This is a genomic window from Streptomyces sp. ICC4, assembly GCF_003287915.1.
In the GTDB taxonomy this organism is placed as follows: Bacteria; Actinomycetota; Actinomycetes; order Streptomycetales; family Streptomycetaceae; genus Streptomyces; species Streptomyces tritrimontium.
Genome location: NZ_CP030286.1, coordinates 3,125,578 through 3,143,847 on the forward strand (window position 1 = coordinate 3,125,578; position 18,270 = coordinate 3,143,847).

Below are 18,270 nucleotides of genomic sequence, written 5' to 3' on the forward strand. Positions count from 1 at the left end.
GCAACGGGAGGGAACTGATGGACAACACCGTGACCGCTCTGGCCGGGCAGATCGCCCAGCTGGACTCGATCGAGCTCGCTCAGCTGGAGCGGATGCGCCACGAGGCCCTGACCGTCCAGGCCCCCTGGAAGGCGGAGTACGGCGCCTACCAGTCGGGCGGCTGGTGGACGACCTCGCTGATGAACGCCTCCGGCAAGGCCGCCGACGTGACGATCGGCGACTGCGCCGCCAAACCGACCGAGCTGCTGGCCCAGATGCCGGCTACCTCCGCACTCCTGGACGAACTGGGCCTGAACTACATGTGGGTGCGGCTCGCGCGGCTGGAGCCCAACGCGTTCCTGTGGGAGCACCGCGACTACGACGACCTCGACCAGATCGAGCGCCACCGGCTGCACATCCCGCTGCACACCAACACGTCGGCGTTCCTCGTCACCGGCGGCACCAAGGTGCACATGACCGGAGGACGGATCTGGCGGCTGACACCGACGTACGCCCACGGAGTGTGCAACCTCCTCGGCCCCGACCGCATCCACCTGATCGCCGACGTGTACGCCGACGACACCTACCGGCGGCTCGCCCGACACCCCTCGCTCCACCCCGGCACCACCGAACCGCTGCCCTCCGCGAACCACTCGGTCCTCGCCGAGCGTCTGCAGGCCGCCCGGAACATGGCCGAGCTCGGCTACACGGAAGCCGCCGAGCGGATGCTGCTGAGGCTCTTCTACGCCTACGCCCTGCCCGAGGGCACGGCCTACGACCTGATCGCCGAGCTGCACACCTCGCTCGGCGACATGGAGGCCGCGACGCGATGGACGGCGGCCAAGCAGCGCCTCCTCGTCCTCACGGCCTGATCAGCTGCCCCGCAAGTCCACCCCGCCGGAATCCGAACGGAGGACGCGCATGCCCACCCTGCAACTGGCCGAACTCACCCACGCCAACCGACCGGCCCAGCTCCCGCTCCTGGCGAGCCTCGCCGACATCCTGGCGACCTCGCGGGCCGTCACCCACCTGATGATCCGGGGCTCGCTGGCCCACGGCACCGCCGACCGCCTCTCGGACGTCGACTTCGTCGTCGGCGTCCACGACGCCCAGCTGCCCGCGTTCGTGAAGGCCCTGGACGATCTGATGTCCATCGAGGCCGGCGCCCTGCTGCCCGGCTGGCGCGACACGATCGTCGCCGACCTCGGCGGCATCGGGATGGTCTTCCTCATCCCGGACGACGGCAGGCTGCACCAGATCGACCTCTACCTCGTGCCCGCCACACGCATCCCGCACCTGCGCGCAACGGTCGCCACCGCCTCGATCCTCGACCGAGAGCCGACACCCGCTGGACCCGAGGCGGTCCGGGCAGCCGGGAGCTTCGCCGCGGAGTTCCTCGCCCGGCCGCGTACGTGCACCGAGCTGCTGATCGAACACCTGGTGCTGGCCGTACTGCTGCACAAGCGCATCAAGCGGGGCCAGCGGTTCGTCGCCTACTCGGAGTGGCACCGGCTGCACACCGCGACGAAGGACCTCATCAAGGCCGCTCTGGCCCCGGCATCCCGGTTCTGGGGCTGGTACCAGCTGCGCGAGGAAATCGCCGTCACCCCGATCGGCCGGGCCTGCCTGAGCGACCTGGACGCGGCGATCAGCGGGCCCGCCGTGCCGACGGCCACCGACGTCGTGGCGGCCATCGACCGGATGCTCGCCCTCGTCGAGCGGGCCTGCCCCGAAGCCCTCGACGGCCTGGGCGATGCCATCGCCGCCTACCGCACCTACCAGGAGCTGGTGTGAACGCACTCCACCTCGCCGGCCCGGCCACCAGCTGGGCCCGCGAGGGCCTGACCGCCGTCTTCTTCGGCGGCGTCGTCCCTGCCTCGGCTGAGGAGGAGAAGCTGGCCGAGGAGATCGGCCGCGCCCTGGCCCGGGCCGGGTACTCGCTCCTGCACGGCGGCTACAACGGGTTGATGGAGGCCGCAGCCCGCGGAGCGAGCTCCGAGGGAGCCATGGTCACGGCGGTCACCCTGATCGGCAAGCACGACGAGTGGGGACCGTTCAACCCGCATGCCACGAGCTCGGTCCACCTGCCCGACCTCGGCGCACGGCTCAACCACTACCTGGCACACGCGGATCTGATCGTCGCGATGGGCGGCGGCGTCGGCACTCTGCACGAACTGACCGCCGCCCTGTACTACGCGACCACCATCCGGCCCGTACCGATCTTCCTGACCGGGTCGGCCGCCCTGCGCCTACTCGCCTTCCTGCGGCAGGAGAAGTGGCTGTACGAGACCCCGACCCGGCCACTCGGCTACCTCACCGCCGTCGAGTCCGCCGACGCCTTCCACACCTGCCTCGCCACGCTCGACACAGCCCCGATCGGAGGAGCATGACCACCAGCCCCTCGCTGGCCGGCCTCACTGCCCGGCTCGCCGAAACCGCCTGCGTCACCGCCCCGTTCAGCCTCGCCGACGGTGCCCGGCTGGACGCCTACTTCGACGAGTACCGTCTAGCCGCCGACCCCACGCTCCTGCACGACACCGCCGCCGCCCTGGCCTGCCTCGTGCCCGGCGACGCCCGGCTGCTCGCGGGCATCGAGCTCGGCGGCGTCCCCCTCGTCGTCGCCCTGTCCGCTGCCACCGGCCTGCCCGCTGTGTTCCTGCGCCGCCGACCCAAGGGCTACGGCTCCCACCGGCAGATCGAGGGCGCCCCACTCGACGGCCGCCGTACCGTCCTGGTCGACGACGTGGTCCGCTCCGGTGGACAGCTGTTGAAGATGGCCCGCACCTTGCGGATCGCCGGAGCTCCCGTCAGCCACGCGTTGTGCGTACTGGAGCGCCCGCTCGGAGGCCGCCTGCTCTTGGCAGAGCACCGCGTCACCCTGCATTCCCTGCTCACCGAGGCCGACCTGCCGCCCACGCAGGGCGGTGAAGCAGCGTGAAGCGGGCCGTACTCTTCGACCTCGACGGGGTCCTCCTCGACAGCCGCACCGCGCAACTCGCCACGCTGGCAGGCTTCGCGACCTCGGCTCTCGACCACCGCGTCACCACCGACGGCCTCCCCGCCGGAGCCCTGACCAGGCCACGCGAGCAGGTATTGGCCGAACTCGGCCTGAACGGGGTGATCAACGAGGACGGCTGGGACGCGGCCACCGCAACGGCCGGTCTCCACACCGAGACCTTCCCGTTCGTCGGCGAGACCCTCACGGCCCTCCGGGCCGCCGGCGTCGCCACGGCCATCGTGACCCTGCGAAGCCGCCGCCGGGTCGGCTGGCTCTTACCCCCGGACATCCTCGACCTGATCGACACCATCGTCTGCTTCGAGGACGCAACTCCCAAGCCCGCACCCGACGGGCTGCTGCTCGCCCTGCGACAGCTCGACGTCGCACCGAAGGACGCCGTGTTCGTCGGTGACACGGACATCGACATCCACGCCGCCCGCGCGGCCGGCATCAGGGCAGTCGGCGCCGGCTGGGGCTTCGCCGGCCCCGACGTCCTCACCCGGGCAGGCGCCGACCTCGTCCTGCCACACGCCGCCGCGCTCGCCGACGTACTCCTCCTCCATCTGGCGGGAGCTGAGCCTTCCCACCAGAAGACCAAGCGATCTTGATACCGGACCCGCTACTCTGGGTGGTGCAACGCGCACAGGACCATCGGGTCCGTGTGGGCTGCACCACCTGTGAGCAACGGATCTGGAGTCATGGTCTACACCGTGGGGGCGCGAGCTATCTGCGTCGAGCTGGAGAACTGAGAACCACTCAGTCCCCGTTCTCGGCCCGGCTCGGCGTGTGATCACCCCCCACCTCTCCACGACTCTTCCGTGAGGGCCACACCCATGCGCTCGACGCAGATCCGCTCCACCTTCCTGGACTACTTCACCTCCCGCGGCCACCGCCAGGTCCCGTCCAGCCCCCTCATCCCCTCCGACCCGACCCTGCTGCTGGCCAACGCCGGCATGAACCAGTTCAAGCCCTACTTCCTGGGCGAGGTCACCCCGGAGAACCGCCGCGCCACCACCATCCAGAAGTGCGCCCGCACCTCCGACATCGACAACGTCGGCCGGACCAACCGGCACGCCACGTTCTTCGAGATGATGGGTAACTTCTCCTTCGGCGACTACTTCAAGGCCGACGCCATCGCCTACGCCTGGGAACTCCTCACCCAGGGCTACAACCTGGAGAAGGACCGCCTCTGGATCACCGTCTACGAGGACGACGACGAGGCCGAACAGCTCTGGCGCAAGATCGGCGTCCCTGCCGAGCGCATCCAGCGCCTGGGCATGGAGGACAACTACTGGTCCATGGGGGCCCCCGGCCCTTGCGGCCCCTGCTCGGAGGTCAACTACGACCGAGGGCCGGCCTTCGGCCGCGAGGGTGGACCAGCCGTCGACGGCGAGCGCTACGTGGAGATCTGGAACCTCGTCTTCATGCAGTACCAGCGCGGCGAGGGCGACAAGAAGGGCAACTTCCCGATCCTCGGCGAGCTCGCCCAGCAGAGCATCGACACCGGCCTCGGTCTCGACCGCCTTGCCGCGATCCTCCAGGACGTCGAGAATGTCTGCACCACCGACCTCCTCCTGCCCACCCTGGAGACCGTCCAGGAACTGGCCGGCCGCGCCTCCCCCGGCAGCACTGACGAGAAGGTCTCCTTCCAGGTCGTCACCGAGCACGCCCGCTCGATCGCCTACCTCATCGCCGATGGCGTCCTGCCCTCCAAGGACGGCCGCGGCTACGTCCTGCGCCGCCTCATGCGCCGTGCGGTCCGGCACGCCCGTCTAATCGGCATCGATCAGCCCGTCCTCGCCCCCACCACCGCCAGCGTGATCGCCAACCTCGGCGACGTCTGGCCCGAACTCACCGACCAGGCCAACCTCATCGAGCAGGTCGTCACCGCTGAGGAGGAGTCCTTCACCCGCACCCTCGCACAGGGCACCCGGCTGCTGAACGCCGCGATCACCCGCACCCGGGAGAGCCGCTCCGGCTCACTGCCGGGCGAGACCGCCTTCGAACTCGCCGACACCTTCGGCTTCCCCCTGGAGCTGACGGTCGAGGCCGCCCACGACGCCGGCCTGACCGTGGACGAAGACCGCTTCGCCACGCTGCTGGACGAGCAGAGGAAGCGCGCCAAGACCGGCGGCAAGGCCAAGACCGCCGACGCCCTGCGCCGCCAGGACACCTACCGGGAACTGTCCGCCCACCTGCCGCGCACCGAGTTCCTCGGCTACGAGCACCTCACCGCCGAGGTCAGCGTGCTCGGCCTGCTCTCCAGCGGGGCCGTTACCACCTGCGCCCCCGAGGGCTCCGACGTCGAATTCGTCCTCGACCGCTCGCCGTTCTACGCCGAAGCCGGCGGCCAGATCGGCGACACCGGCACCCTGCGCACCGCCGACGGCGCCCTGCTGCGGATTACGGACACCCGGTATGGCCTGGAGGGCTTCCGGGTCCACAGCGCCCGCGTCGTCGACGGTGAGCTCCGCACCGGGGCGACTGGCGAAGCAGCCGTCGATGCCGACCGGCGCAAGGGCCTCATGCGCTCCCACTCGGCCACCCACATCCTGCACGCCGTCGTACGCGCCACCCTCGGGGATCACGCCCGCCAGCAGGGCTCACTCGTCGAATCCGACCGCCTGCGCTTCGACTTCGCCCACTTCTCCGCCGTCACCCCCGAGCAGCTCGCCCGGATCGAAGCCGCCGTCAACGGCCACGTCCTCGACGACCCTGCCGTCCGTGCCTGGCACGCCGACCGTGCCGAGGCCGAGGCCGCCGGCGCCATCGCCCTGTTCGGGGAGAAGTACGGCGACACCGTCCGCATCGTCGACATCGGCGACTTCTCCCGCGAACTGTGCGGCGGTACCCATGTCGCCCACGGCTCCCAGGTCGGCGCCTTCCGGCTGCTCAGCGAGGGCTCGATCGGCTCCAACCTCCGCCGCATCGAAGCCCTGACCGGCCATGGCGCCCTCCGCCACCACGACGTCGAACGCCGCATCCTCGAAGAGGTCTCCACCCTCCTCGGCACCCGCCCGAAGGAGGCCGCCGAGACCCTTCACAAGCGCCTGGGCTCCTTGGCCGCTGCGGAGAAGGAGGTCTCCCGCCGGCGCGAGGCCGAATTGCGGATTCAGGCGGACCAGCTCGCCTCCTCCTCCCGCCAGGTACCTGGCGGCCGGATCGTCTCGCAGCGGATTTCAGGACTCGGCGCGAGCGACCTGCGCAGCCTCGCCACCAGCACCGCCGACCGCCTCAGCAGCGACCGGGCGGTGGTCGTCCTCGGCACCGAGCACGACGGCAAGGCCTTCCTCGTAGCCGCCATCACCCCCGGCCTCCTCGGCTCAGGAACCTCGGCCAGCCAGATCCTCGCCTCGGCCGCCCGCACCGTAGGCGGCGGAGCCGGCGGCACTGGCCCCGTCGCCAATGCCGGAGGCCGCCGCGTCGAAGCCCTCGACGAAGCCCTCAGCATCGCTGTCCAGGAAGCGACCCGCACACTCGGCCAGTAGGCGCCCCATACGCGGGAGGTACACGGCAAGCAAACGCCCCAGCCGGGGCCGCCGCCAGCAGCGTGCCTCCCGCCATCACAATCAGCCCGTCGGCAGGTCCTTCACGAGGACCACGCTGTCGTAGTTGGTCACATCCCACCGCCAGGTACCCACGGGCACATAGCCCCGCCGGCGGTACCAGCCGACGAGCTCAGTCGCCTGGGACGACGTGTCGATGACGACCTGCAAGGCGCCGCGCGCTGCGACCCGCTCTTCAGCAACCCACAGAAGCCGCTGCCCCAGTCCAGTCCCCCACTGAGACGGATCCACCGCAAGCTGCCAGAAAGACCCCGCGCCAGACGGCGCGGGGTACCCATCCGGGGCTACGTACGGAGCCGCAACGGTGACCGTGCCCACCAGCGAGTTCCCCCGAAGCGCCAGCCAGCACTCGCCACTCCGCAGCCGGTGAGCCGTGTCCTGCGGAGACTGGTACGAGGCGAAGAAGACCCGTCCGGCGGCAGCATGATCGGCATACGCCCGGTGGAGCAGACAGGTCAGCTCCTGCACCGAATCTTCCTCAGTAAACGGCCGGATCGCTGCCTCGCCAGACGGCGCCCATTTCGCAGCCTTCACGGGTTCAGTCACGGCGTCGGCCTCCAAACCGATCCGCTGAAGCGGCTCTGACCTGGACGCTTCATCCACATGGGGCGGGCGCCTGCCAACCTCAGCTTGCGCCAACCGCCACCGGGACGCTCGTCGAGCGAGGCGAGCGGCGCCGATCTGCGAGCCGCCACGCCAGGACTGCGCTCTCCGGGAAGCCGCCAGCGAAGGCCGGATCTACCCTGGAAACAGGGGCCTTGCCTCATTCCGTGAGATCGAAGGACATCATGATCGTCCTCGGCATCATCCTGCTGGTCATCGGCTATGTGGTCGGCTTCGCCATCCTGTCGACCATCGGGATCATCTTGGTCGTCGTCGGCGTCATTCTGTGGATCCTGGGATCCGTCGGACACAAGGTCGGCGGACGGCGGCACTACTGGTAGCCCCCCTGACCTCGCACGGGAGTCCGCCCGTCCCACACGGCCCGAGGCCGAGGACGCGTACAGGACGGCCGCCGCGCCGCATCCTGCCGAGCTTCCGGACGCGCACAACACTGGCCGGTGTCACCCTCACGTTTAGAAGATCGCGCGGGCAGCCACCGGCCAGTGTACGTACTGGGCCGTCACATGGGGTCGATGCCCTCGCTGCCCCGCTCGCTCTCCTTCTTGCTCTGGTCCAAGATCCGGCGGGCCTTGTCCTTCAGCCGCTGGCGCTCCGCCGGGTCGGTGGCACGCTCCGCGGCCTTCTCGAACTTCTGCGCCTGGTCACGCATCTGCTGGGCGCGGCTGCCGGACTCACCTGCAACGCTCATGATCACTCCTGGGATCTGGGGGAGAGCGGATGCCACCAGCGAAACAGTGCCTCCGCTCCCGCGCATCCCGAACGGTCACCCACCGCTATCCCCGCAGCACAGGCCACGTGCAGGAGGTCACCAGCCCGACGCACCTCCGCCCCTCTCAGCGGAGGTGGCGGCGGACAGGGCGCCGTCGGTGGGTGCCCAGGTACACCAGGGCCGCCACGAAGACGAGGATGCCGATGACCAGCAGGTAGAGCAGCCCTTCGACGGCGGCGCCGATGATGCCCAGCACCATCGCCACGATGACCAGGATCAAGAAGACCTTCACGACGCGGACACCTCCTCGGGTACGGGCGGTCAGCGGCGGGCCAGCTGCCGTTCGCCGCCCGCGCCGGGCCGATAGGTGAGGCCGTAGCGCTGGAAGACGACTTCCTCATCCTCGGCCGGCAGAACATCGTCCGTACCGATCGAAGGTGACTTCATCACCAGGGCCTTGTCATCGACCTTGACGTAGCCCGGCCCGACGATCGCACCGTCCAGAGGAACGAAGACCAGCCTGTGGCGGGTGGGCAGCCCCACTAGCACGGTAGCCATGGCCGGCTCGTCCGTGCTCGTGTCCACGTAGATGGTCTCCAGCGCGCCGATCCTGTGCCAGCCCGAGTCGACCACGTCGTTACCAAGCCACTCGCGGACATCCGCTGCCTGGATCATCCTGCTGTCCCCTTCGGCGACCACAGACCGACCCGTGTACCTCTCAGCTTGCCCCCGCCTGACCGAGGACACCAGCGAGTGACTGCCCCAGCCGCACGAATCCGCCCGAGGGCGGAAATGCCCTCGGGCGGCCTCTGGGCCGAGCCCGACGAAGGACGGGCGCGGGCATTCACTCGTTCGAGCGACGGCAAAAGGGATTCACGCCAAGGGAGCTCCCGTATCGGCTTGATAGTCACTCTCCGTCCAATACATGATTCCATAGCGTTACGGTGGGCGGCTTCGGAGCGTAGTCGCCTTCGTTGCAGTGAATAAGGGGAGCAACGTGGCGGAGCGCCAGGGTATTTGGCAGACGACGTTCGTGGCCCGGCCGGACAAGCCGATCGCGCCCGGGAGTACGGCGCCGGAGGCGAAGGAGTCGGACCAGGCGGTCGTTGGTGGCTGGCAGAAGTACGAGCTGTTTCGGGAGGAGTGGGGCGGTCTTCTCCCGCGGGTGACCTTGTACGACGGCAAGGTGTTCCTGGTGTACGCCAACGTCCAGGGCACGAGCCTTGAGGCGCGCGTGTACACGCCTGGTGAGGGGTGGAAGGAAGCAGGTCGTCTGCCCAAGGGGTACACCCGCTCCGCGCCCGCCATCGCCTCCCACAACGGCCACCTGCACGTCTTCTCCGTGGTGGGCCGTAGCGCCGACGAGGTCCTGCACGCCGTGATGGATCCCGCGGGGAAATGGGCGATGTCGACCGACAAGATCCAGGACGAGCCCGGCGGATACATCTCCAGCCAGAGGACGTACAGCGACTGCGTGCCCGCGGTTGCCGTCCACGACGGCAAGCTGCACCTGGTGACCTACCGGGCCAGCGGCCGTAAGGCGATTCTGCGGGTCCTGGACGACAAGAACCAGCTCCTGCACGTCGCGGACGTCAAGCTGCCCGTAGGCCCGTACCGGCGGCTGTCGCTGGTCTCCTACGGCGGGAAGCTGCACCTGATCTACACCCACAAGGACCGGCTGATCCACCTCGCCTACGACGGGAGCGCCTGGCAGGCCCAGCCGGACAGCCCGCGCACCGGCACGCAGCAGTACGGGGCGGACAGCACCGTCTACGACGGGAAGATCCACACCGCGTACAACGTCGCCGATGTCCAGGAGATCCCGACGGCGCAGTACTTCGACCAGGAGGTCGCGCGCCTGGGGCTCGGATACCTGGTGCTCCCCATCGAAGGCTCCCAGGACCGCTTCGCGCTGACCTACGAGGAACTGGTCAAGGCCAAAGCGACCAACCCCGACGTCGTCTATGACGTGGCCGAGAACATCCGCACGGCAGACGGGACGTCGGAGACGCTCCTGGACATCCTGGACGGCCTGGAGGAGGGCACGGCCAAGGACACAGTGCAGGTGACCACTCACCGTGTCGGCTACCAGACCTACGACGGCACCGCCTGGTCCGGTGAAGTCATGCTCCCCGTGCACGCCAACCAACCTCCGACCGTGGTCGCCTACAAGGAGCCCGGCGACCCGGACTCGGGCCGGCTCCTGCTCGTCTACTCCGGTGTCGAGTCCTACATCCCGCCGCCCCCGCCGCCGCCGCAGCCCGTCGGCGCCCTCGTCTCAGGCAGCCGGGTGACCCATGGCCGCACCGACTACGGCAACGGCCACTACGCCAAGGTCAACCACTCCATCAACGCACAGCTCCACCGGAACCCGGCTGGCGCCACCCACATCAAGGCGTGGTGGCACGCGGACGTGTTCAAGGTGTCGGACTGGTTCGGGATCACCACCCGCGACGGCGGGCACGTCTCCGGGAAGATCAAGCTGACCCGGGGCTCCTGGCTGGTCACCGACCACCACTTCACCGCGGAGATCATCGACGGCCAGGTCATGGTCGAGGTCACCTGGGAGGTCGAGCCCGGCGACTACCAGGTCACCATCGCCAAGACCCACCGAACCGGCGGCTACTACTTCCCCCACTCCGTCGACCAGCCGCACTACTACTCCAACGTCGACATGGAACACCACTCGGTGTCCATCACCGCCAAGTAGCAGCCGACATCATCGTCACGAGGCCGGGACCGGAACGCACCACCGCTGGCCCCTTCACAAGAAGGGGCCAGCGGCCGTTCCGGAACAATGATGCAATCGCGGTCAGGGTCGCATGGGTCTGCTCCCGTTCCCGGCGATCTGATCGTTCGGACGGTTCTAGCCGCCGGTTGCGCCGGCGCTGCCGCGGGTTTCGGTGCGGCGGCGGTCCCTGCGCAGGTCGAGGGTGGCGCAGTGGAAGGAGCCTCCCAGCGCCTGGACGTTGCGGAAGGGCAACGGCAGCGGGGTCATGCCGTAGGAGACGAGCAGTGCCTGAAGCTTTTCGTCCCGGGCCTCGGTGAGGACGTGCTGGTGGTCGACCACGAGCAGGTTCATGTTGACCCAGGGGCTGGTCATGTAGAGCGGGGGACTGTCGCGGAGCTCGGGGACCGGGGCGGGGACTAGCTCCCAGCCCTCCATCGGGGAGCCGGCAAGTTGGGCGGGATCGAGCCGCTCCGGGTTGTACAGGGCCAGCCCCTCGCGCAGTGGGCATAGCGTCGCGTCGATGTGCATGGCGTGCGGGTCATCGGGCTGGATCAGATGGACGCGGGTGTCGGGGCCGAGCTGGGTGCGCAGGTGCGCGATGCCCGAGCGGTTGGTGACGTGGCTGAGCTGGCCCACGAGGGTACGAGGCCCCAGGCGCAGGAAATCGGCGGCGTCCCAGGCTGGTCGGCCCTCTCCGATCACCCATTGGCCCGAGCGGGACGGCCCACTGGTGAGGGGGTCGACGGCCAGGTCCACCGCCGACGGCAGCCAGTGCGCACCCGATTGGCGGAATTGTTGAAGGAGCGGCCAGTAGGCGAGCAGTTCGTGGCGGCGGCTGCGCCAGGCCATCGGCGCCTCGACGACACGGTTGCCCAGGACGAGCAGCGAGTCGCGCGGCATGGCGGCGCAGTAGCCGCCCAGGCCCGACCAGGGCACGCGCCGCGGCCGGTGCACCACTGAGCCCAGGCTCTCCAGCAATTCCGCAAGGGCTTGCAGCTCCTGCTCCGCGGCTTCCACGATCCAGGACGGGAAGGGGTGGCCGGGCCGGAACTCCGCCCAGTGCTCGCGGGGCATGGTCGCCTCGATCATGCGGGGGTCCTCGGCGGGGAACATCGCCCCGTACGCCGTGCCGACCACCACCTCGCGTAGCGGACTCCACTCGTCGCACGCGTCCACCACGATCATGTCGGCTCTCCCGGGCGGCCAGGGCACCGCTGCCCCCACAGCGGTGCCGTCCGGACGCCCCATCGATCAGCCGGTGAGGCACCCTGGACATCATTAGCCGCCAGCAGTGGGCAAGGTGATCCCTTCGCTGGGAGTCCACTCGAATCGGGGATGCCGTGTTTGCCCGACAGCCCACAGCGAGGCCCCCATACGCGAAGCGGGCTGCTCGGCGAAGTGTCTGAGCCTGAAACTCGACCTGCCGATGTACAGGTCAGACTCTCCGAGGGACTCGCGTCGATCACACCGATGGGCCGAGCCCGCCCGATGGCCAGGCGGCTGGAACCTCACCGGTCGCTCGCCCCGACCGGCGCGCTGCTGGACGAGCTGCTGTGGCAGACGTTCGACGGCATCGGCCACAGGGCGCCACGGTGACCACGCGCGTGATCGCTGACCGCGGGCGGGCGTGGAACGATCACCGCTCCTGAGGGTGAAGATCGGCGAAGCGGCCACATGTCGTCGGCCGGTCCGAGGACGATCACCGGGTTACGTGCGCGGTCCGCGCACCCCTGTGGGAAGGCATCGTCATGGCCGAGGTAGTCGAGTTCGCCTATGAAGCCCCCGAGATCTCCGAGGAGGGGGACGTCGTCACCTGGCACTGGGTCATCGTCAACAACGGCTCCGAGCCGGTCACCAAGGTGGTGCTCACGCACCGTGTGACGCCGACGGTGGTGTTCGACCGCCTGACCGGGCCGTCCGAGGTTGTCGGCGAGGTCGTCAAGAGCCGATGGGAGACGCTGGGGGCCGGCGAGAAGTCCGAGGGCACGATCACCGCCGCCCTTCCCGAAGACCTGACCGGTACGGTGCAGATCAACGGGCGGGTCGTCTGGCAGAACGCCACGGCGAACTGAGATCTCCCGCAGGCCGCGCCGGGGCCCTCGGCGCGGCACGCCCTGTCCTGCTCGCCAGGCCGGGCGACAACGCTCGTGCTCGCAGAGTTGTGCGGGCAGGAGATGCACGTGCTGCCAGTAGAAGACGAGGCTGTCCCGGGCCACGACGCCGAATGCCGGGGACCGCGTCCACCATGCTCGTCCTCCAGGTCGACAGGAAGGCATCGTCATGCGGCCCGAGGCCCTGCGGCCGATGACCCGTCACTGAGCCGCTGTCCGCCTGACACCAACATGCGGTGGGGGTGCCGTCGGCATCCAGCCGGCCGGCGCCTGAGCAGGTCCATCCGACGGAACTCCGCCTGCGCGGCCATAGCGAACGGCGGGTGGTGAGGTGGACGGGCAGCGCGGCCTACGCCCGTGCGGCGCCTGCAGCTCCTACTGCCCCAAGCGGGCGCTGATCAGGTACGCGGCTTCCTCGGTGAGCCTTTGGCGCCGCTCGTCCTCGTTCACCTGCCGCATTTCGCCGCGCAGTGCGAGCTCGGTGCGCAGGATCGTGGTTCTGGGTACGGGGACCCGCTGGCCCGGCTTCTCCGTGAACGGCTGAAGTTCTGCCGCCAGGGTGTGTGCGTCGTCCGACGTGCTACGCCGCAGTGAGAGGAACACCCGGGCCAACCAGTCAGCCGGAATCTGCACCATGAAGTCAGTCATGCCGGGGCAACGATCAATGCCCTCGCTCGTGACGGCTGATGACCCACACAGCCCACCATGGCCGCCGCCCCGGCGACGGGGCACCGGCTCGGCGGCGGCCTAGCGCTCGCGAGCATCCTGCGGACCGACGCCGCCGCCCATCCCGCGCTTCCCGCGGACAGCGAGCCAGCCCGGGCTGTCGCTGTCGTCGCCGGGGCCCAGCAAGACGCGGTCTGGGGCCGCGCCCAGGCCGGCGACAGGCTCCCCTCACCTGCGCGAGTACTTCCCCGGCGCCGGCGGCGTACGGCGTGAAGGCGTGACCCACTGCATCGCTCGCGTGCCAATGGCAAGGACACGCGATCAATGGGCCCCGCCGACCTGACGGTCGGCGGGGCCCATACATGCTCTTGCCCGGCTACCTGCGTCACCGCACCAAGCGAGATCGAGGAAGCCGTCAACCGGGCCCTGCACCGGGATCTACCCGTCGCGACCAGCCGTGTCGCTTCTTCGTACCGCCGCGATCCGCCTATACGGGGGTGTCCTGGACGGCCGCGAAGCCGGTGCCGCACACGGTCGGCAGGTTCACCGGGGTGAACGGCGTGGACGAAGTGCCGCAGCGGGCCTGGTGGACCACCCCGTCCTTGGCCAGCAGGCTGACGTAGAGGTATCCGGGGTTGCCTTCGGTGACCGATACGGCAGTGTCCGTGACGCACTTCGGCGCGTTGGCGAGGGTCCCGAGGTTGATCCACACGCCCGGGTTCCGGCTGTCGTTGAGGAAGGCGTGTCCTTCCCGGTCGGTCGCTACCCGGAAGATCGTCCCGACGGGAAAGCCGACGTAGTCCGGCGCGGCGGTGCTGATGTCGCGCCCCGTGGAGCACTTCTTTTTGTGCTCATCCTTCTGGCCATCCTCGGACTGCTCGGACTTCTTGTGCTGGGGGTCGGGGTTCATGACTCCGCTGGCGGCTGCCGACGGCACCATGAGCGCTCCGAGGAGCAGGGCCCCTGAAACCGCCGAAATCCCCCGTGCAGCCCAAGCGAGCTTCTTCATGTCATTCCTCTCCGAGAGTGCAGGCCTGCTGTCCCGACCGAACATCCCCGCCACGCTCCGGATATACACAGAATGTGATGAATCGTCACTCTTCGAGAGCAGGATTCGCCCGCCCCGCGGCGGAATTCCGGGGGAGAAAGGCAGGAACCCTGCCTCTTCCGTGCACACGGAGGAGGCAGGGCTCGTTGGGTACTGCGCTATCCGACCGCGATCCGGTCAGCCTGACAACTGTCAGTTGGGGGCGAGGCTGCGCCGAACGACGATGGCCGCGGCGAACTGGGGGTCTGCGTGACAGCCGGCCGCCGGGGTTCTGGACACCTGCCGGGCATGAGTGATGGCTCAGGCGCCGCTTGCGGGCTTGGGTACCCGAACGGGGAGAGATCCCCCTCTCATCACCGACCAGACAAGGGCAGGCCGGGACCGGTATACCGCTTGGGGTTGCGCTGTCGTCCCTTGCCCGGGGCCGGAGGTTGGGGCAGGCTTGCGTCACCAAAGCCTCTACGGACCACTCCGTCACGCGGCATCGACGTCGAGGAACGCTTCCAGGGTCCGACGAGCGACAGGGCCACCGTCAGCACAGCAGTGTCGCTGCCGGCGAACACGCCGGGGTTCCTCGCGAGGAGACGTTCGAGCGCGTCCCACTCCACCAGAGGAGGTCGTCCGCTCCGGTCGATGAGCGGGACATCGGACGCGGCGTTGAGTTCCTCGTCGTCCAGCAGACGACGCAACCAGTAGCCGTCGCGATCAGCCCCAAGGAGCCGGATCGCCGCCTTCACATGGTCGTTGCGCATACCCCTCGTCAGCATCTCGGCGAGCTCCTCGCCCTGCAAGCTGTCGTTGATCATCGGCGGCTCTCCCGTCTCATGGGTTCGGGCCTGCGGCGACCCCGCACCACTCTCCTCGCCACGCAGGACGGTCCTCACCTCTCCACGCCGCACGGTCACCCACCGGCCGGGTCGCACTCAGCCCTACGGCCGCACCACGACCGCACTCGGTCGGACGCTGAAGGTCGCCCGAGCAGATCAAAAGCGACCTCTGTCCCGCTGCGGTCTGCGGCTCTGGTGGCGGTGACGGGACAGACCTACGGTGCTTGCATCGTCCGAGCGGGCGTACATACGACACTCACACCGCGTGGTGAATGGCGTGACAGCCCGGAGGGTGTCAGATGTAAGTGCCCGCCAGGACGCGGCGTTCCGGAACGGCGGGCACACCCAGCCGTCTCCTTGTCCCTCGAAGCCTCAGTCACGTCGCCCGAGGACAGGGAGACGGTGCGGGAGAGGGCCGGCCGAACGGCTACTGACGTCGGCGTCGGTGGGCACGAGAGCCCAGGCCAGAACGGTCGGATGCGTGCGCGAGCGGACGAGGCGGCACCATTCGTCACGCGGCACGGTCCAGAACGTCCGCACGGATTCGATCCCACTCGGACCGGGACTCCCTGGCGTGACCTGCCCAAACGCTACGGATCCTGACAGACCGTGTACGAACGCCACCACCGCTGGTCGGCATACGGCACCTGATCGAAGATCCTGCGTGCCCCGCAGGCTGGTGCCGACGCCACCGCGCCGGACATGGACGGCTCGTGGGCGGTCAACGCCACTCCACCACCTGCCGGTCCAACCAACACGCGGCCGGAGCCCGGCACCGTCCCCGGGCGACCACACCGAAAAGGGGGCGGCGCACGTGTGGCCCCAGAGGGCCTTAGGCCCTGGGACGTTCCAGGGGCAGGCTGACCAGCAGGGTCCAGCTGCAGGCCGACGACCGTGGCCGCCCCCTGGTCCGGCTGGACTCGCCCGGTCAGCGCGGAGACAGCCCGATGTTCATCCCGCTCATGCAGACCCTGAACGTAGCGCGCACCGGGGCCGTGCGCCCCGCACCCGACCGGACCGGGCCCGCGGCGACAGGGCGTTAGGTCACTAAGGAGTGACCGGCGCGAACAGAGCAGATGCCGGCGAGCGGCTCGAGGATGCGGCGTATGTGGAGTTCGCCGACCCAGAGGGGTGCCGGGGCGCCAATTGCCGCCCCGGCCACCTCTCCTGCCCGGCGGCCATCTCGCCTAGGGCTCGCGACGGTGTGGCCGTTGGTGACGCGGGGACTGCTGGGGCGGGGGGTGAATCGGAGCCTGTACCTGATTGCGCGATGTCGGTTTTGCGTAGATAGATGACATTCGGATCTCCAGTGAGGTCCTGACTCGACAAGGAGCGGTGTAGATGGATGCTCGTCATAAGGCGAGGGTGCGCTCGGGCGGCGCGTGGCTGGTGTGCGCGGCTCTGGCATCGCTGGCTCTGGGGGCGGGAAGCGCTCCGGCCATGGCCGCTTCGGCCGCCGGGTACCGGGTGAAGGCTCCGTCGCATCAGGCGAAGGACCTCCAACTGGCGCCGTGCGAACGGGAGAGGGAAGACGACCCGCGCACGCGCGGTCGCAAGGACAATCGCAAGGACTGCAAGGAAGGGCGGCCAGGCCCGCGCGGCCCGCAGGGCCACCCTGGTAAGCAAGGTGACACCGGCCCGCGGGGGCCGAAGGGCGACACCGGCAGCCAGGGTCCGGCCGGCCCGGCCGGACAGGGAGGCCCGGCGGGACCTGCGGGGCAGGCCGGCCCCGCAGGCCCGGCGGGTCCCCCTGGTCCCACCACACATTCCGGCCACGGACAGCCGGGGCCTCCCGGGCCCAAGGGTGACAGGGGCCCGCGGGGCCACAAGGGCGAGCCGGGGCATAAGGGTCACGCCGAACTCGAGGTGCGGCGGGTCGTCACCGTCAGCGAAAGCCTGCGCCCCGGCAGCACGACGATCCTGGAGGCCGTCTGCCCCCGTGGGTACTTCGTCACGGGAGGCGGCGTGACGCTCCGGAGCCCCGACCTCAGGGTCCTGTGGGACAACTCGGGCGACGCCCAGAACTGGGTCGCGGCGGTGACCAACGACGCCAGAACCGAGAACCCCACGTCCGGCACCTGGGTCGCGGAGGTTCACGCGCACTGCGCGAAGCTCGACCACAAGAAGCCGGACCACAAGAGCCTCTGACACGCGTCCCCGAGGGCACCCGTCCCCGAGGACTTCCGGGCCGCCGCATCCCCGGTCGCCCAACACCCCAGACACAAGGAGCGAAGTTGAACGTCTACCGCATCTCCCGCCCTGCCGCACTCGTCTCCGGGCTGGCGGCCTCCCTGGCCTTCGCCCTCACGGGTCTCGCCGCCCCGGCCTACGCCGCGGTGGAGCCCGTCGTGGCGGCCGACCCCCCGAGCCACTCGAAGGGCGACGACTGTGACGACGACAAGCGCTCCGGTTCCGGCTACTGCCACGACTCCAAGGGCCGCATCAGCTACGAGCTCCAGTCCCGCACCATCGAGAAGACCTTCACCGTCCCGGGCGGCCAGACGCACAACGGCAGCGTCGCCTGTGACTCGGGCTGGCTCATCGACAGCGGCGGCGTCGCCCTCAGCATCCCGCAGCTGATCCTGCAGAAGTCCATCAAGGGCGTCAGTGAGTCCTGGGAGACCACAGTCGTCAACAGGGACATGGCTGCGCACACCTACGACGTGGCGATCGTCTGCAGCCGCCTGGTCGCGGTCCAGCACTAGCCTCGCTGCCTCCCCTGCGGTGAGGGCGACCGCTGTGGCGTAGACATGAAAGTGCCTTCCGAACAGGAACGATGGGCCTTTTCGAGGGGTTCTGTTGTTCCAGGCGGAAGGCACTTTCTGCGTGCACGGGCGCCGGTAGCAGCCGTCGCAGTCGCCTGGAATCACTGGGGCCCCATGCGTGCGCGATGCGTGAGCGGACGGGTCTGCACCAGTCGTCACCCGCAGCACCACGCAGCATGGCTTGGACCCGCCCGGCACGGATTCGATCCCACTCCTAAAGCGGGTGTCGCAGGTTCGAATCCTGCC

Annotated in this window: 20 protein-coding genes and 1 pseudogene; 13 read left to right on the forward strand and 8 right to left on the reverse strand. The window is 69.3% G+C overall.

The genetic code is table 11. The features are described 5' to 3' along the window. The first annotated feature begins 17 nt into the window (after window positions 1–17). The 6 genes from DRB89_RS14595 (at window position 18) to alaS (ending at window position 6,465) form a co-directional block, all read left to right on the forward strand. Entirely contained in the window at window positions 18–851 is an 834-nt protein-coding gene (locus tag DRB89_RS14595; protein WP_112447365.1) for an aspartyl/asparaginyl beta-hydroxylase domain-containing protein, read from the forward strand. Between the two features lie 49 nt (window positions 852–900). Beyond that, complete coding sequence (locus DRB89_RS14600) at window positions 901–1,773, forward strand: hypothetical protein (RefSeq protein ID WP_112447367.1); 873 nt, start codon at window positions 901–903, stop codon at window positions 1,771–1,773. Continuing rightward, window positions 1,770–2,369: an LOG family protein gene (locus DRB89_RS14605; RefSeq protein WP_239516141.1), complete on the forward strand. Its 600-nt coding sequence runs from the start codon at window positions 1,770–1,772 to the stop codon at window positions 2,367–2,369. The genes DRB89_RS14600 and DRB89_RS14605 overlap by 4 nt, the downstream gene beginning before the upstream one ends. After that, a complete protein-coding gene (locus DRB89_RS14610) occupies window positions 2,366–2,917 on the forward strand; it encodes a phosphoribosyltransferase family protein (protein WP_239516142.1) in 552 nt (183 codons plus the stop codon). The genes DRB89_RS14605 and DRB89_RS14610 overlap by 4 nt, the downstream gene beginning before the upstream one ends. Beyond that, entirely contained in the window at window positions 2,914–3,585 is a 672-nt protein-coding gene (locus DRB89_RS14615) for an HAD-IA family hydrolase (RefSeq protein WP_112447369.1), read from the forward strand. Before DRB89_RS14610 ends, DRB89_RS14615 begins: the two co-directional genes overlap by 4 nt. A 225-nt stretch (window positions 3,586–3,810) precedes the next feature. Then, complete coding sequence (alaS, locus tag DRB89_RS14620) at window positions 3,811–6,465, forward strand: alanine--tRNA ligase (RefSeq protein ID WP_112447371.1); 2,655 nt, start codon at window positions 3,811–3,813, stop codon at window positions 6,463–6,465. Between the two features lie 81 nt (window positions 6,466–6,546). Here the strand turns inward: alaS and DRB89_RS14625 are convergent, their stop codons facing one another. Further along, complete coding sequence (locus DRB89_RS14625; protein WP_162688582.1) at window positions 6,547–7,089, reverse strand: GNAT family N-acetyltransferase; 543 nt, start codon at window positions 7,087–7,089, stop codon at window positions 6,547–6,549. 242 nt (window positions 7,090–7,331) lie between these two features. Here DRB89_RS14625 and DRB89_RS42910 point away from each other — a divergent pair, with 242 nt between their 5' ends. After that, entirely contained in the window at window positions 7,332–7,487 is a 156-nt protein-coding gene (locus tag DRB89_RS42910; protein ID WP_239516787.1) for a DUF6131 family protein, read from the forward strand. A 179-nt stretch (window positions 7,488–7,666) separates the two neighbouring features. Here the strand turns inward: DRB89_RS42910 and DRB89_RS14630 are convergent, their stop codons facing one another. The 3 genes from DRB89_RS14630 to DRB89_RS14635 all read right to left on the reverse strand — a co-directional run bounded on the left by DRB89_RS14630 (window position 7,667) and on the right by DRB89_RS14635 (window position 8,551). Next, entirely contained in the window at window positions 7,667–7,855 is a 189-nt protein-coding gene (locus DRB89_RS14630) for a DUF6381 family protein (RefSeq protein WP_112447375.1), read from the reverse strand. Window positions 7,856–8,000: 145 nt separating this feature from the next. Next, on the reverse strand, window positions 8,001–8,168 hold the full coding sequence (locus DRB89_RS42915; protein WP_162688401.1) for a hypothetical protein: 168 nt from the start codon (window positions 8,166–8,168) through the stop codon (window positions 8,001–8,003). A gap of 29 nt (window positions 8,169–8,197) precedes the next feature. Further along, window positions 8,198–8,551 (reverse strand): PRC-barrel domain-containing protein, encoded by a 354-nt coding sequence (locus DRB89_RS14635; protein ID WP_112453240.1) that lies wholly within the window; start codon window positions 8,549–8,551, stop codon window positions 8,198–8,200. A 322-nt stretch (window positions 8,552–8,873) separates the two neighbouring features. On the opposite strand from DRB89_RS14635, the gene DRB89_RS14640 reads away from it, so the two are divergent. Then, on the forward strand, window positions 8,874–10,586 hold the full coding sequence (locus tag DRB89_RS14640; RefSeq protein ID WP_162688583.1) for a hypothetical protein: 1,713 nt from the start codon (window positions 8,874–8,876) through the stop codon (window positions 10,584–10,586). 156 nt (window positions 10,587–10,742) lie between these two features. Here DRB89_RS14640 and DRB89_RS14645 read toward each other — a convergent pair whose 3' ends face one another. After that, the gene (locus DRB89_RS14645; RefSeq protein WP_162688584.1) at window positions 10,743–11,792 is read right to left on the reverse strand and encodes an amidinotransferase; all 1,050 of its coding nucleotides are present in this window, start codon (window positions 11,790–11,792) and stop codon (window positions 10,743–10,745) included. A gap of 285 nt (window positions 11,793–12,077) precedes the next feature. Here DRB89_RS14645 and DRB89_RS45965 point away from each other — a divergent pair, with 285 nt between their 5' ends. Then, the gene (locus DRB89_RS45965) at window positions 12,078–12,203 is read left to right on the forward strand and encodes a hypothetical protein (protein WP_275431883.1); all 126 of its coding nucleotides are present in this window, start codon (window positions 12,078–12,080) and stop codon (window positions 12,201–12,203) included. Window positions 12,204–12,355: 152 nt separating this feature from the next. After that, entirely contained in the window at window positions 12,356–12,679 is a 324-nt protein-coding gene (locus DRB89_RS14650; RefSeq protein ID WP_112447381.1) for a hypothetical protein, read from the forward strand. Between the two features lie 414 nt (window positions 12,680–13,093). On the opposite strand, the gene DRB89_RS14655 is transcribed toward DRB89_RS14650, so the two are convergent. Next, the gene (locus DRB89_RS14655; protein WP_112447382.1) at window positions 13,094–13,366 is read right to left on the reverse strand and encodes a hypothetical protein; all 273 of its coding nucleotides are present in this window, start codon (window positions 13,364–13,366) and stop codon (window positions 13,094–13,096) included. A 99-nt stretch (window positions 13,367–13,465) separates the two neighbouring features. On the opposite strand from DRB89_RS14655, the pseudogene DRB89_RS44505 reads away from it, so the two are divergent. After that, window positions 13,466–13,640: pseudogene (locus DRB89_RS44505) on the forward strand (IS110 family transposase); the annotation flags it as partial. A gap of 231 nt (window positions 13,641–13,871) precedes the next feature. Here DRB89_RS44505 and DRB89_RS14665 read toward each other — a convergent pair. Then, on the reverse strand, window positions 13,872–14,393 hold the full coding sequence (locus tag DRB89_RS14665) for a hypothetical protein (protein ID WP_162688585.1): 522 nt from the start codon (window positions 14,391–14,393) through the stop codon (window positions 13,872–13,874). Window positions 14,394–14,785: 392 nt separating this feature from the next. Beyond that, window positions 14,786–15,238 carry a hypothetical protein gene (locus tag DRB89_RS14670; RefSeq protein WP_112447386.1) on the reverse strand — a complete coding sequence of 151 codons (453 nt, stop codon included), beginning with the start codon at window positions 15,236–15,238 and terminating at the stop codon, window positions 14,786–14,788. 1,986 nt (window positions 15,239–17,224) lie between these two features. Here DRB89_RS14670 and DRB89_RS42920 point away from each other — a divergent pair. Then, entirely contained in the window at window positions 17,225–17,407 is a 183-nt protein-coding gene (locus DRB89_RS42920) for a hypothetical protein (RefSeq protein ID WP_162688586.1), read from the forward strand. Window positions 17,408–17,493: 86 nt separating this feature from the next. Beyond that, a complete protein-coding gene (locus tag DRB89_RS14685) occupies window positions 17,494–17,964 on the forward strand; it encodes a hypothetical protein (protein WP_112447390.1) in 471 nt (156 codons plus the stop codon). Window positions 17,965–18,270 lie beyond the last annotated feature (306 nt).

Bases quoted from the DNA above. Each gene is read 5' to 3' on its own strand.
- DRB89_RS14650 (WP_112447381.1), top strand. From the start codon at position 12,356: ATGGCCGAGGTAGTCGAGTTCGCCTATGAAGCCCCCGAGATCTCCGAG.
- DRB89_RS14595 (WP_112447365.1), top strand. From the start codon at position 18: ATGGACAACACCGTGACCGCTCTGGCCGGGCAGATCGCCCAGCTGGAC.
- DRB89_RS14645 (WP_162688584.1), bottom strand. From the start codon at position 11,792: ATGATCGTGGTGGACGCGTGCGACGAGTGGAGTCCGCTACGCGAGGTG.
- DRB89_RS14665 (WP_162688585.1), bottom strand. From the start codon at position 14,393: ATGAAGAAGCTCGCTTGGGCTGCACGGGGGATTTCGGCGGTTTCAGGG.
- DRB89_RS14610 (WP_239516142.1), top strand. From the start codon at position 2,366: ATGACCACCAGCCCCTCGCTGGCCGGCCTCACTGCCCGGCTCGCCGAA.
- DRB89_RS14655 (WP_112447382.1), bottom strand. From the start codon at position 13,366: ATGACTGACTTCATGGTGCAGATTCCGGCTGACTGGTTGGCCCGGGTG.
- alaS (WP_112447371.1), top strand. From the start codon at position 3,811: ATGCGCTCGACGCAGATCCGCTCCACCTTCCTGGACTACTTCACCTCC.
- DRB89_RS45965 (WP_275431883.1), top strand. From the start codon at position 12,078: ATGGGCCGAGCCCGCCCGATGGCCAGGCGGCTGGAACCTCACCGGTCG.
- DRB89_RS42910 (WP_239516787.1), top strand. From the start codon at position 7,332: ATGATCGTCCTCGGCATCATCCTGCTGGTCATCGGCTATGTGGTCGGC.
- DRB89_RS14630 (WP_112447375.1), bottom strand. From the start codon at position 7,855: ATGAGCGTTGCAGGTGAGTCCGGCAGCCGCGCCCAGCAGATGCGTGAC.
- DRB89_RS14600 (WP_112447367.1), top strand. From the start codon at position 901: ATGCCCACCCTGCAACTGGCCGAACTCACCCACGCCAACCGACCGGCC.
- DRB89_RS14635 (WP_112453240.1), bottom strand. From the start codon at position 8,551: ATGATCCAGGCAGCGGATGTCCGCGAGTGGCTTGGTAACGACGTGGTC.
- DRB89_RS14670 (WP_112447386.1), bottom strand. From the start codon at position 15,238: ATGATCAACGACAGCTTGCAGGGCGAGGAGCTCGCCGAGATGCTGACG.